The organism is Acidovorax sp. ACV01, assembly GCF_014851495.1.
Taxonomy (GTDB): Bacteria; Pseudomonadota; Gammaproteobacteria; order Burkholderiales; family Burkholderiaceae_C; genus Acidovorax; species Acidovorax radicis.
This window is the reverse complement of record NZ_JACUZT010000004.1, coordinates 148,255-160,649: the sequence shown is the minus strand read 5'-3', so window position 1 is coordinate 160,649 and position 12,395 is coordinate 148,255. Positions and strand designations below refer to the sequence as shown.

The 12,395-nt window shown below is 64.2% G+C and carries 14 protein-coding genes and 1 tRNA gene; 7 read left to right on the top strand and 8 right to left on the bottom strand.

What is annotated here, in order from left to right; all coding sequences use genetic code 11:
- The first annotated feature begins 23 nt into the window (after positions 1–23).
- The 3 genes from rph (at position 24) to hemW (ending at position 2,697) form a co-directional block, all read left to right on the top strand.
- The gene (rph, locus tag IB243_RS13290) at positions 24–758 is read left to right on the top strand and encodes a ribonuclease PH (protein WP_010461843.1); all 735 of its coding nucleotides are present in this window, start codon (positions 24–26) and stop codon (positions 756–758) included.
- Positions 759–827: 69 nt separating this feature from the next.
- Positions 828–1,427, top strand: coding sequence for an RdgB/HAM1 family non-canonical purine NTP pyrophosphatase (gene rdgB, locus IB243_RS13285; protein ID WP_010461841.1), 600 nt, complete (start codon positions 828–830; stop codon positions 1,425–1,427).
- A gap of 13 nt (positions 1,428–1,440) precedes the next feature.
- Positions 1,441–2,697, top strand: coding sequence for a radical SAM family heme chaperone HemW (gene hemW, locus IB243_RS13280; protein WP_192427630.1), 1,257 nt, complete (start codon positions 1,441–1,443; stop codon positions 2,695–2,697).
- Positions 2,698–2,773: 76 nt separating this feature from the next.
- Here the strand turns inward: hemW and IB243_RS13275 are convergent, their stop codons facing one another.
- Positions 2,774–3,103, bottom strand: coding sequence for an I78 family peptidase inhibitor (locus IB243_RS13275; protein ID WP_192427627.1), 330 nt, complete (start codon positions 3,101–3,103; stop codon positions 2,774–2,776).
- A 343-nt stretch (positions 3,104–3,446) separates the two neighbouring features.
- Here IB243_RS13275 and IB243_RS13270 point away from each other — a divergent pair, with 343 nt between their 5' ends.
- From IB243_RS13270 to IB243_RS13255, 4 genes are all read left to right on the top strand, one after another.
- Entirely contained in the window at positions 3,447–5,177 is a 1,731-nt protein-coding gene (locus tag IB243_RS13270; protein ID WP_192427625.1) for a sensor domain-containing diguanylate cyclase, read from the top strand.
- Positions 5,178–5,572: 395 nt separating this feature from the next.
- Positions 5,573–6,013, top strand: a complete 441-nt coding sequence (locus tag IB243_RS13265) for a hypothetical protein (protein ID WP_225584949.1) — start codon at positions 5,573–5,575, stop codon at positions 6,011–6,013.
- A 137-nt stretch (positions 6,014–6,150) separates the two neighbouring features.
- Complete coding sequence (locus IB243_RS13260; RefSeq protein ID WP_192428035.1) at positions 6,151–6,333, top strand: IPTL-CTERM sorting domain-containing protein; 183 nt, start codon at positions 6,151–6,153, stop codon at positions 6,331–6,333.
- Positions 6,334–6,356: 23 nt separating this feature from the next.
- A complete protein-coding gene (locus IB243_RS13255; RefSeq protein WP_159103189.1) occupies positions 6,357–7,046 on the top strand; it encodes an IPTL-CTERM sorting domain-containing protein in 690 nt (229 codons plus the stop codon).
- 166 nt (positions 7,047–7,212) lie between these two features.
- Here the strand turns inward: IB243_RS13255 and IB243_RS27440 are convergent, their stop codons facing one another.
- The 7 genes from IB243_RS27440 to ureC form a co-directional block, all read right to left on the bottom strand.
- Positions 7,213–7,383 carry an IPTL-CTERM sorting domain-containing protein gene (locus IB243_RS27440; RefSeq protein ID WP_192427622.1) on the bottom strand — a complete coding sequence of 57 codons (171 nt, stop codon included), beginning with the start codon at positions 7,381–7,383 and terminating at the stop codon, positions 7,213–7,215.
- Positions 7,384–7,680: 297 nt separating this feature from the next.
- Positions 7,681–7,768 (bottom strand) — tRNA-Ser (locus IB243_RS13245).
- Between the two features lie 20 nt (positions 7,769–7,788).
- Positions 7,789–8,496 carry an urease accessory protein UreG gene (ureG, locus tag IB243_RS13240; protein ID WP_192427620.1) on the bottom strand — a complete coding sequence of 236 codons (708 nt, stop codon included), beginning with the start codon at positions 8,494–8,496 and terminating at the stop codon, positions 7,789–7,791.
- Positions 8,493–9,212 (bottom strand): urease accessory UreF family protein, encoded by a 720-nt coding sequence (locus IB243_RS13235; RefSeq protein WP_192428033.1) that lies wholly within the window; start codon positions 9,210–9,212, stop codon positions 8,493–8,495. Before IB243_RS13235 ends, ureG begins: the two co-directional genes overlap by 4 nt.
- Positions 9,213–9,343: 131 nt before the next feature.
- Positions 9,344–10,087, bottom strand: a complete 744-nt coding sequence (gene ureE, locus IB243_RS13230; protein WP_192427618.1) for an urease accessory protein UreE — start codon at positions 10,085–10,087, stop codon at positions 9,344–9,346.
- Between the two features lie 65 nt (positions 10,088–10,152).
- Positions 10,153–10,572 (bottom strand): GNAT family N-acetyltransferase, encoded by a 420-nt coding sequence (locus IB243_RS13225; RefSeq protein WP_225584962.1) that lies wholly within the window; start codon positions 10,570–10,572, stop codon positions 10,153–10,155.
- A gap of 80 nt (positions 10,573–10,652) precedes the next feature.
- Positions 10,653–12,371: an urease subunit alpha gene (gene ureC, locus IB243_RS13220; protein WP_192427616.1), complete on the bottom strand. Its 1,719-nt coding sequence runs from the start codon at positions 12,369–12,371 to the stop codon at positions 10,653–10,655.
- Positions 12,372–12,395 lie beyond the last annotated feature (24 nt).

The following is a 12,395-nucleotide window of genomic DNA, read 5'->3' as shown; positions in this document are numbered from 1 at the left end:
GTATTTTTGACACCGGAAACCACATGACCACTTTTACCCGTACCGGCGCTCGTGCCGCCCACCAGCTGCGCCCCGTGCGCATCACCCGCCACTACACCATGCACGCCGAGGGTTCGGTGCTGATCGAGTTCGGCAACACCAAGGTGCTTTGCACGGCATCGGTGGAAGAACGTGTGCCACCCCACAAGCGCGGCAGTGGCGAAGGCTGGGTCACGGCCGAATACGGCATGTTGCCGCGCGCCACCCACAGCCGCAGCGACCGCGAGGCCGCGCGTGGCAAACAAACCGGCCGCACGCAGGAGATTCAGCGCCTCATTGGCCGATCACTGCGTGCCGTGTTTGACCTCAAACTCCTGGGCGAACGCACCATCCAGCTCGACTGCGACGTGATCCAGGCCGATGGTGGCACCCGCACCGCTGCCATCACCGGCGCCTGGGTGGCTGCGCAGGATGCGGTCAACCAGTTGCTGGCCAGCGGCAAGATCACACAGTCGCCGTTGGTGCAGCCAGTGGCTGCCATTTCCGTGGGCATGGTTCAGGGTACGCCGCTGCTGGACCTGGAATACGTGGAAGACGTGGGTTGCGATACTGACATGAACGTCGTGATGACCGGAGCGGGCCATTTTGTGGAAGTGCAGGGCACGGCCGAAGGCGTGGCGTTTACCCGGGCAGAGATGGACCAATTGCTGGCGCTGGCTGAAAAAGGCATCGCAGAGTTGGTGCAGTTGCAGCAGCGGGCCCTTCTTGATACTGAATAAATGTGAGAATGCTCATAAATTGATAGCTATTTGCGCTTTATGGATAAGCGCTAGATGCCATTTAGACCCATGAAAATTGTTCTTGCATCCAACAACCGCGGCAAGCTGGCCGAGCTACAGGCCATGTTCGCGCCGTTGGGCGTCGAACTGGTGCGCCAGGCGGACCTTGGCGTAGGCGAGGCCGAGGAGCCTTTTCGCACCTTTGTGGAGAACGCCCTCGCCAAGGCCCGGTTCGCCTCGGCACACACCGGGCTTCCCGCACTGGCCGACGACGCCGGAATGTGTGTGGACGCCTTTGGTGGCCTGCCCGGTGTCGATACCGCCTACTACTGCACCCAGTTCGGCTACGAGAAAAGCGACGACAACAACGTGCGTGCCCTGCTGGAGCAATTGCAGGGCGTGGCCAACCGCCGCGCCGCCATGGTCAGCACCCTGGTCGCGGTGCGCAGCCCGCAAGACCCCGAGCCGCTGATTGCCGTGGGCCGCGTGGTGGGCGAGATCACCACGGCGCCCCGGGGTAGCAACGGCTTTGGCTTTGACCCCGTGATGTTCATCCCGGAATTTGGCAAGACCTTTGCCGAGCTGCCTGTGGAAGTGAAGAACGCCCACAGCCATCGGGGGCGCTCTGCCGCACAGATGCTGGCGCTGATGCGCGAGCGCTGGCTGTAAAGGGACACAGAAGGTGGCCCACATTCCGATCACGCCGCAGAGCGACATCGAGCCCGCGCCAGCACACGACATCCAGCACTACATGCGCCCAGGGCTGCTGCAGTTGCCCAGCCTGCCGCCGCTGTCGCTGTATGTGCACCTGCCCTGGTGCCTCAAAAAATGCCCGTACTGCGACTTCAACTCGCATGAGTATCGCGAGGGCGTTGGCGATGCAGGCGGCAACGGCGTTCCCGAACAGCGCTACATCGATGCACTGATGGCCGACCTGGAGGCCGCGCTGCCGCTCATTTGGGGCCGCACAGTGCACAGCATCTTTATCGGTGGGGGCACCCCCAGCCTGTTCTCACCGGCGGCGATTGACCGGCTGCTTGGCGACATCCGCGCTCGCCTGCGTCTGGAGCCTGATTGCGAGATCACCTTGGAGGCCAACCCCGGCACGTTCGAAAAAGATCGCTTTCGCGCATTCCGGGCGGCGGGCGTCACACGGTTGTCGGTGGGGGTGCAAAGCTTCAACGACCAGCACCTCAAGGCCCTGGGCCGCGTGCATGACCGCAGCCAGGCCTTGGCGGCCGTGGAGGAGGCCGCCGCGTCGTTTGACACGTATAACCTCGACATCATGTACGCCCTGCCGGGCCAGACGCCCCAGCAGTTGGAGCAGGACATGGTGACCGCGTTGGCCTTCAAACCACCACACATCTCCATCTACCACCTCACCATCGAGCCCAACACCTACTTCGCCAAATTTCCCCCCGCCATCCCCGAGGACGACCAGGCCTATGCCATGCTCGACCGCATCACTGCCCTGACGGGGCAGGCCGGGATGGCGCGCTACGAGATCTCGGCCTATGCGCAGCCGGGCCACCAGTGTTTTCACAACACCAACTATTGGCAATTTGGCGACTACTTGGGCATTGGCGCGGGTGCGCACAGCAAGCTGAGTTTTGCGCACCGGGTGGTGCGCCAGGTGCGCTTTCGTGACCCTGGCCGCTACATGGACAACGCCCTGGTCGGCCGCGCCGTGGCGCAGGACGACGACGTGCGCCGGGCCGACCTGCCATTTGAGTTCATGCTCAATGCCCTGCGCCTGCGTGACGGTTTTGCGCTGCAGGACTTCATGGCCCGCACGGGCCTGCCCCTCACCGCCATCGTCAGGGGCCTGGAGGCCGCCGAACGCAAGGGCCTGATCGAGCGCGACATGGCGCGCGTGCGACCCACGGAGCGGGGTTTTGACTTTCTGAATGACCTGCAGGAGCTGTTCCTGGCGGATTGAATGTGGCGGCGCAGGAGCTGGCAGCGCCCTAGCCGCTCCCATTGGCACCGCGCACACCGCACGGCGCCTGGAAGGATCAGCCGCAGCGCACTGCCAGGATTCGGCCGTTGCCATCCACTTCCAGGTTGAGCCGCTGCGCGTCGAACTCCTTGGTGATGATCTGGCCGGGGCGCAGGATGCGGGCCATCTGCGCGCCCGATCGCACACGGGCGGATTCCACCACCGACGCCGTGCTGTTTTGCCCCACCGCAGACTGGGCCGGCTGGGCGTTGCACAGCCCGCCAGGCGCGGAGGGCGCAGCCGCCAGGCCACCAGAGGGTGCAGGGGGCTGCCCCTGGTTTGCGCAACCAGTCAGCAACGCCGCAACCACCAGGCCGCCAGCGGCGGCAAAAGGGATATTCGTCATGGTCAAGGCTCCTGAAAACTAGACCCTCACCATACCGGAAGGCCCGAGAGCACGGGTGTCCACCCGTAACATGGTTGGTGGTTGGTGGTTGGTGGTTGGTGGTTGGTGGTTGGGGGCCCTTCCTTTGGCTGTCCCTGGCTTGATTGCGGTCAAGGCAATGTTGGCCGTCCGCAACAGCTAGCCACACGCCTTGCGTGGCAGACGCATGGCGATGGTTTGCCGTAAGGCCTGCTCTGCACAATGGGGCAGCGATGGTCTGCCCGCACGGGAGCGGCCAGAACACAGGAGGCCGGTGTGGCACACGGGCTTTTTGGCAGCCGTTTTTGTGCAGCCCCGATACGCCATGTCCGACGATCCTATTCTCAGCCTCATCCGCTCTCTCGGTGACACCCTGGATGGGCTGGACGTCGCCCTGTGTGCGTTTGACGAAGGCGACCACGCCCTCGCCTGGAACCGTACATTCTTCAAATTCTTCCCGGAGCACGAGGGGCATGTTTACGCAGGCGAGCCCTACCATGCCAATCTGCGGCGGTTCTACACCGAACGGCTGGACGCGCAAGAGTTGCCCAATATCGACCGCTACATTGCGGCTGGCGTGGAGCGGCACCGCGCGCAGACGCGCCCCTACAACTTTGAACACCGGGGCTTGCGGGTCCACGTATCGTCTTTGCCCATCGCGGGGGTAGGGCGGGTGCGAGTCTGGCGCGCAGAGGCGTTGCCACAGCCGGAAGAGCCCGGCGACGCCAACATCCATGAACCTGGCTATCTGCGCAGCCCCTTTATCGAAAGTACCGAGCTTTTTGACCGCATCCCCGACGGTTTGATGATCTGTGGCGAGGACCACCGCATTCAGTGGGTCAACGAGCCATTCATGCAGATGTACCGCCTCACCGACCGCGCTGCTGCGACCGGGCTCAGCTTTGATGACATCTATCGTGGAGCCTGGGCTGCCGATGGGCCGGGCGACATGGCGCCTTTCTACGGGGGGCTATCCATCCTGCAGGAACACATGCGGTTTGCCGGAGCGCCGTTTGAGGTGCCCTTGCCCCACAACCGCTGGAGCCGCGTGATTGCCAAGCAGGGTTCGGACGGTACCGTGTTTTATGCGCATGTGGACATCACCGAGTTCAAGCGCCAGCAACACCGGCTTGCGCAGGCCGAACGCAGCGCCCGCGACAAGGAGGCGCAATTGCGAGAGAAGTCCATCCTGCTGGAGGCCACGCTGGAGAGCATGGACCAGGGCGTTGCCAGAATCAGCGCCACGGGCATTGTGGAGCTGTGCAATCGCCGGGCGCTGGAACTGCTGGAGCTGCCCGAGGAGTTGATGGCCTCCAAACCCTCCCTGGCGCATGTGCTGGCATTTCTGCGTGCACGCGGCGAATTTGACCTCGCTTCGCAGGAGGTTCAATCGATGCTGCTCCACAACGGCGGGCTCGATCAACTGAATGTGTATGACCGACCCCGGCCCGACGGTCGCATTGTGGAAGTCCAGACCGTGCCCATCAAAGGTGGGGGTGCGCTGCGCACTTTCACCGACGTGACACAACGCAAGGAGGCCGAGCAAAGAATCCGGCATGTCGCTGAACATGACGGGCTCACCGCGCTGTTGAATCGCTCTGCGTTCCTGCAGGCACTCCAGATAGCCGTGGCCGACGTGCGGCGCCAGGGCCGCGGTTTTGCTGTGTTGTATGTGGACCTCGACGGTTTCAAACCCATCAATGACCGGTTTGGGCATGCCGTGGGCGACCAATTGCTGGCCTGGGTTGCCAGCCAGCTTGCGCAGGCTGCGCGCGAAGATGATGTGGTGGCGCGGCTGGGTGGCGATGAGTTTGCCTTGCTGCAGCGCGGCGTCTCGGACCGCGACAGCGCGTACCGCCTGGGCGAACGCCTGGTGCAGGCCATCGGCCAGCCGACGGAGATTGAATCGCATTTCATCCAGATCGGGGCCTCGGTGGGCGTCGTGATGTCGTCCCCAGACGCGCTGGACGCCGAAGAGCTTCTGCGCAAGGCCGACTCCGCGATGTACCTTGCAAAAGCCTCCGGGCGCGGCTGTGTGCGAATTTACGGCACGTGACGATCCCATGCACTTCCGCTGTGGCCATTCTCCCCATCGGGCACGCGCAGCGTGTGAGCGTGCCTTCTGGTGAATATCCCGGCCTTGAGGGTGTCCCGCAGAAAATCGGCGATGTCCTACACACCGGGGCAAAAGAGCGACCTAATATCTGGCTGTCGATACCCCTTCGACATCCCTCCCGCTTGCACAAGCAAGTGTTCAGCCCGCACTCTGCGGGCTTTTTTTTGGGCGATGCCTACCCTGTTAGGCAAAAACATGTGGAATGCACATTGGCCCACAGTGGTGAGGTGTGTAGGCCGCAGAAACTGGCCTTGTCGTACCCACGGCTACCCACCGGAAACCGCCGCAGCCCAGGTGAATAAGGTGCGCGAGATGGTATCGATTCGACCCATCCCATGCACGCGTCGCAGACAGAGGCATTGTGTTGTGCCGATGTCCCTTTATTATTCGGCGTTACAAAAGAGGGGGGATTCATGCCGTCCAATGCGAGAAATTGGCTTGCAGCTATCGCGGTTTTGTTCACCGCAAGCTGGGCCCATGCGCAGGCCACCGTCTATACGGTCACCCCACCGAGTGCCTACGCAGGCGTGAATAACTTCACCGCACCGTGTGGTGCGGGCACCTGTCAGAACTTCACCCTGGCAATGGCAGCATCGGGTTCTTTCACGACGTCCAGCCCGCTGGCGGGCAGCCTGGTCGCCGCGAATATTTTCCCTTTGGTCACGGCCTTCAGTTTCAGTGACGGTCTCAATACTTACTCCAGCGCAGATGCCGTCGTGCGCGTGGTCAGGTTCAACGTGTCAACCGACGCGGGGGGGCCATCACCTCGGTGCTGATCGCGGTGGAGCGTTGGCAGACCGGGACTTCGCCGCATACCGCGGGTGATCGGCTTTCCGTTCTGCAGTTTGGAGGCGGCGCAACCTTTGCTGCCCACAACACAGGCTGTTCGAGTGTCGGTATTTCCCTGGTGGGTATGGCCGATACGTGCCTTGCGACTCCCTCCGATGCCTCCCGGTCGGAAGCCAACGGCCCCGCCGCAGTATGGTTTGCAGCCGCTGCGCCAGGCCCAACTTCCATCCCGACCTTGTCGGAGTGGAGCCTCATCGTCCTCGCTGGATGCATGGGCTTGACCGTTATCCGTCGCCGACGGGTCTAAGACAACCAACAACTTATTGCTCTATGACAATCCACTTCAGACACTGGATGGCTGCCTTGGCGCTGCTGCTCGCCGCAGGATGGGCCCACGCTCAGGCCACCATCTATTCCGCGACATCGACGAGCCCCTACACATCCAAATCGGATTTCTCGCTGTGCGGCGCGGGCCCCTGCCAAAACTTCACATTGACGATGGGACCGTCAGGGTCATTCACCACATCCAGCCCGTTGCCTGGGGGATTGATCAGCGCAAACATTTTTCCGTTGATCACCGCCTTCAGCCTCAGCGACGGTATCAACACCTATTCCAGCGCCGACCCTGCAGTCCGTGTAGTGCAGGTGCTGGTCACCACAGATCCGAGTGGCGCTGTCGTGAACACCAATATCTTCATTGCGCGCTGGCTGACCGGGACTTCCCCGCATGTGGTCAATGACCGCGTATCCCGGATACAGATTGCAGGGGGGATCGGTTCGGCCCTGCACAATATTCGCTGCGGGGCGGTGGCAGTGGCGCCCAGTGGCGTGCCCGATGCCTGTACCGCCAGTTTTCCAGACACGTCCGCATCAGGGGCTGGGTTGGCTGCTGTGGCGTGGGCTGCAGCCCCTGCACCAAGCCCCGCGTCCATTCCGACCTTGTCAGAGTGGGGCCTGATCCTCATGGCGGGCTTGCTGGTCCTGGCGAGTTTCACGGCGCTTCGCCGTCAGGGCTTCTAAAGACCTCCACCAGAAAGCCGCAGCTTAAAGACTGTGGTTTTGTGTGTGGCTTGGTCCAGCGAGGTGCGCGGTGAAGCCCTTGGCCGCCGAGGAGACGCCTGTGCCACGCAACGCGGAACTTGCACGCTGCGTAGGGTCTGGGCAGGGGCAGCGCAATTGCTCCTTGTCACACCCGTCGGTGCAGTTGCCCTGCGGCCCACATCGCAAGCAAGGCCGCTATGGCCATCAACGCCCATTCGGAAAGTGTTGGAACGGATGAGGCTGCCAACGCAGAAGACCAAAGCAACGAGATCGGGTTGGCTGAGGAGATGTTGGTGTCAGAGCCTGAAAAAAGCATGAATCTGCTGCGCCCTTTGGCACGGTGGTGTGCCACACAGCGTGAAGTTTGTGAACACTGTGTAGTTGCTCGCGTGCGCGGGCGGCAAGCCATATCGCGCATTCATGCAGCGTGTCGTAGAAATTCAGGTAGTACGAGAAGGGCGCTCTCCGGCCGTTCTCCGCAGTCGCTTGGGTTGTGCAAGAGGATTGCCAGGACGTGCTCCCAGCGGTCCTTTGCGGAGCGAAATTGGCCCGGTGCGCAGACCCTATGGCGGGTAAAAAAGCACACCCTGTATTGGGGTGCCGTTTCGCGTTTTGGCGGAGACGGTGAGATTCGAACTCACGGACGGTTGCCCGTCGGCAGTTTTCAAGACTGCTGGTTTAAACCGCTCACCCACGTCTCCGGGCACGGAAGCTGCGGATTCTAGCCCACGGCGGGTGCTGATTTTTGCAGCATGCCCCGCGTCTCGATGAACTTGACCACGTCGGCCACGCCTGCCAGGGTCTTGAGGTTGGTCATGACGAACGGCTTGAGGCCCTGGGCGTTGGTGCGCATGCGGGTGGTGTCGGCGTGCATCACATCCAGGTTGGCGCCCACGTGGGGGGCCAGGTCGGTCTTGTTGATGATGAACAGGTCGCTTTTGGTGATGCCGGGGCCGCCCTTGCGGGGGATTTTCTCGCCGGCGGCGACGTCGATGACGTAGATGGTCAGGTCGCTGAGTTCGGGACTGAAGGTGGCGGCCAGGTTGTCGCCGCCGCTTTCCACGAAGACGATGTCGGCATTGGGGTGCTCGCCCAGCATGCGGTCGATGGCTTCGAGGTTGATGGAGCAGTCTTCGCGGATGGCGGTGTGGGGGCAGCCGCCGGTTTCCACGCCCAGGATGCGTTCAGGGGGCAGGGCGCCGCTCACTGTGAGCAGGCGCTGGTCTTCCTTGGTGTAGATGTCGTTGGTGATGGCGATCAGGTCGTAGTCGTCGCGCATGGCCTTGCAGAGCATTTCCAGCAGGGTGGTCTTGCCCGAGCCCACCGGGCCGCCGATGCCCACGCGCAGGGGCGGCAACTGCTTGGTGCGGTTCGCGATGTGATGCAGGGCGGTGGCGGAAGTGCTGGAGGTACTGGTGCTGGTGGTCATGATCGGAAGAGGCGTGAGTACTGGGTTTCGTGCTGGGCCGACAGGATGGCGAGCATGGGTGAAAAGGCCTGGCGTTCGCTGTCCATCAGGCCGATGGCGTGGTCTGCGGCGGCAGGGATGGCGTCGGCCAGGCGGGCCAGGATGCGCTGGCCGGCGCTTTGGCCCAGCTGCATGGATTTGAGCGCGGCCTGCACCATGTTCTCGGCCCAGCCGAAGGCATAGGCCAGCAGCACGTCGCGCACGGGCGCTTGGGTGAACGATGCAGCCAGTGCAAAGGCCACGGGGTAGGTGGGGGGCAGAGCCGCCAAGTATTGCACGGCGGGCATGACCTGGTCATCGCCCTGGTGCTGGTTGCGCAACCAGTCGGCCATGGAGCGGCCCATCTGCTCGGTCTGCAGGCGCAGCTCGCTCGTCTCGCGGGTGTGCAGCACCCAGTCGTTGAGCTCGCGCACGTGCGCCAGGTCGCCGCCATCGCCACGCCGCCAGGCGCCCACCGCCTTGGCGATCAGGGCCATGTCACCGCGGGCCTGGGTGATGTGCAGCTGGTCCAGCAGCCATTCGCCGACGGCGGCTTCGCTGTCGATACCGGCGTTTTCAATGGCGCTTTCCAGGCCCTCGGAATACGAGAAGCCGCCCACCGGAAGGGCGGGCGAGGCAAGCCAGATGAGCTGCAGCAGGCTGGCGGCGGGCAGGGGGACGGGGCGGTCGGGGCGCACGGGCAAGCGGGCTCAGAAGTCCGTTCGGGCAGGTGTGGGCGCAGGGCACGCGGCGTGCGGTGCCCTGGCTTCGGCGGGCTCAGCCCGAACGGTGGGGAAGGTGCAGGTGCAGATGCAAACGGTGGCCATGGTCAGTGGTCGTGGCCGTGGTTACAGTGCGGGCCGTGCACATGGCCCTGGGCCTGGGCCACCACCGGGATGGCCACGGTGCGGCCGCGGGCGGGTGCTGCGGGCTGCGATGGATCGGCCTGATGGTTGTGGTCATGACTGTGGCCGTGATCGTGTGCCGGGGATGGCGACGCTGCCTGTGCGTGGCTGTGTCCGTGGTCGTGGTCGTGGTCGTGCCCATGTGCATGGTCGTGATCGTGACCATGGCCTTCATGTCCATGCTCGCCATGGTGATGGTGTCCGCCGCTGTGGCCCGCAGCGTAGGCGCCGCCCTCGGGCTCGAAGGGCAGGTCCTGCGCCTTCACGATGAGGTGCATGGCACGCAGCATGTCGGCCAGCACGTGGTCGGGTTCGATCTTGAGGTGGTCAGGTTGCAGCTCGATGGGCACGTGCCGGTTGCCCAGGTGGTAGGCGGCGCGGGTCAGATCGAACGGGGTGCCGTGCTGCGTGCAGTGCGTGATGACCAGCACGGGCTGCGGCGCGGCGATGACGCGGACCATCGAGCCGTCTTCGGCCACCAGCACATCGCCGCCGCGCACCAGGGTGCCGCGCGGCAGGAAGATGCCCAGTTCGCGCCCGGCGGAGTCGGTGGCGGCAAAGCGGCTTTTCTGGCGCACGTCCCAGTCCAGCTCGATGGTGGTGGCGCGCTTGAGCAGCACGGGGGCCAGGCCTTGGCCCTGGGGGAGGAGTTTGGAGGCTTGGAGCATGGAGGTCTTCTCGGTCGGCAAAACGCGCATTGTGGCCCTGGTGGGGCGATGCGCGGGAGGGCTGCTCACACCGGGCGGGTCATGAAGAAGCTGTAAGGGTCCGGGCCGTAGTCGGCAAAGGGCCCGCATTCGACAAAGTCATGCTGAAAGTACAGCTGGCGCGCGGGTTCAAAGAAAGGTTGGGGCCCCGTCTCCAGGCTCACGCGGGTGAAGCCGCGTGCGCGGGCTTCCTGGAGCAGGTGGTCCAGCACCTGGCGTGCGATGCCTTGCCCCCGGTGGCGGGCGCTGGTGCGCATGGACTTGAGTTCGGCATGGCCTGCATCCAGCCGCTTGAGCGCGCCTGTGCCCACCAGCATGTCGCCATCCGCCCCCGGCAGCCAGGCGGACCAGAAGGCGATGTCGGGCTGGCGCAGCTGGTCCATGTCCAGCGCGTGCACGCTTTCGGGCGGCGACACCGCATACATGTCCTGGAGGTGCTCCTGCATGAAGGCTTCGATGCGTGGGTCGCTCAGGTCGTCCAGGCGGATGTGCAGGTCTTGCAGCACAGCATTCACGGGGCGTGGCCTCAGAACAGGAAGTAGCGCTGCGCCATCGGCAGCACGGTGGCGGGCTCGCAGGTGAGCAGTTGGCCGTCGGCGCGCACGGTGTAGGTCTGGGCGTCCACTTCCATCTTCGGGGTGTAGCTGTTGTGCACCATGTTGCGCTTGCGGATGCCGCGGATGTTGTGCACGGCGGACAGCGTCTTGCGCAGGCCGAAGCGCTCGCCGATGCCGGCATGCAAGCCTGCCTGCGATACGAAGGTGAGCGACGTCTTGGCAATGGCCCCGCCGAACGCGCCGAACATCGGCCGGTAGTGCACGGGCTGCGGCGTGGGGATGGACGCGTTCGGGTCGCCCATCGCAGCCATGGCGATCATGCCGCCCTTGAGGATGAGCGCGGGCTTCACGCCGAAGAAGGCGGGCTTCCAGATCACGATGTCGGCCCATTTGCCCACTTCGAGCGAGCCCACCTCGTGGCTGATGCCGTGGGCAATGGCGGGGTTGATGGTGTACTTGGCCACGTAGCGCTTGATGCGTGTGTTGTCGTTGCGGGCCGTGTCGCCCTGCAGGCTGCCGCGCTGCACCTTCATCTTGTGCGCGGTCTGCCAGGTGCGCAGGATGACTTCGCCCACGCGGCCCATGGCCTGGCTGTCGCTGGACATCATGCTGATGGCGCCCAGGTCGTGCAGGATGTCTTCGGCCGCGATGGTTTCCTTGCGGATGCGGCTTTCGGCGAAGGCCAGGTCCTCGGCGATGCTCGCGTCCAGGTGGTGGCACACCATGAGCATGTCCACATGCTCGTCCAGCGTGTTCTGGGTGTAGGGCATGGTGGGGTTGGTGGACGATGGCAAGAAGTTGTCCTCGCCCACCACGCGCAGGATGTCGGGCGCATGGCCGCCGCCCGCGCCTTCGGTGTGGAAGGCGCAGATGCCGCGCCCGCCCACGGCGGCGATGGTGTTCTCCACAAAGCCCGATTCGTTGAGCGTGTCGCTGTGGATGGCGACCTGCGTGTCGGTGGCCTCGGCCACGTCCAGGCAGTTGCTGATGGCAGCCGGTGTGGTGCCCCAGTCTTCGTGCAGCTTCAGGCCGATGGCGCCCGCGCTGATCTGCTCGTGCAGCGCATCAGGCAGGCTGGCGTTGCCCTTGCCGAGGAAGCCCAGGTTCATGGGGAAGGCGTCGGCCGCCTGCAGCATGCGTTCCAGGTTGAAGGGGCCGGAGGTGCAAGTGGTGGCCAGCGTGCCCGTGGCGGGGCCGGTGCCGCCGCCCAGCATGGTGGTCACGCCGCTGGCCAGGGCCTCTTCGATCTGCTGCGGGCAGATGAAGTGGATGTGGCTGTCGATGCCGCCTGGAGTGACGATGTTGCCCTCGCAGCTGATGACCTCGGTGCCGGGTCCGATGATGATGTCCACGCCCGGCTGGGTGTCGGGGTTGCCGGCTTTGCCGATGGATGCGATGCGGCCTGCGCGCAAGCCGATGTCGGCCTTGAAGATGCCGGTGTGGTCCACAACGAGGGCATTGGTCAGCACCGTGTCCACCGCCCCCTGGGCGTTGCTGCGCTGGCTTTGTGCCATGCCGTCGCGAATGGTCTTGCCGCCGCCAAACTTCACCTCTTCGCCGTAGCTGCCTGCGCGCAGCGTGTGATCGGCTTCGACTTCGAGAATGAGTTCGGTGTCGGCCAGGCGCACGCGGTCGCCCACGGTGGGGCCAAACATTTCGGCGTAGGCGCGTCGTCCAATGGTTGCCATGGTGGGGTGCTCCGCGAAAACTGG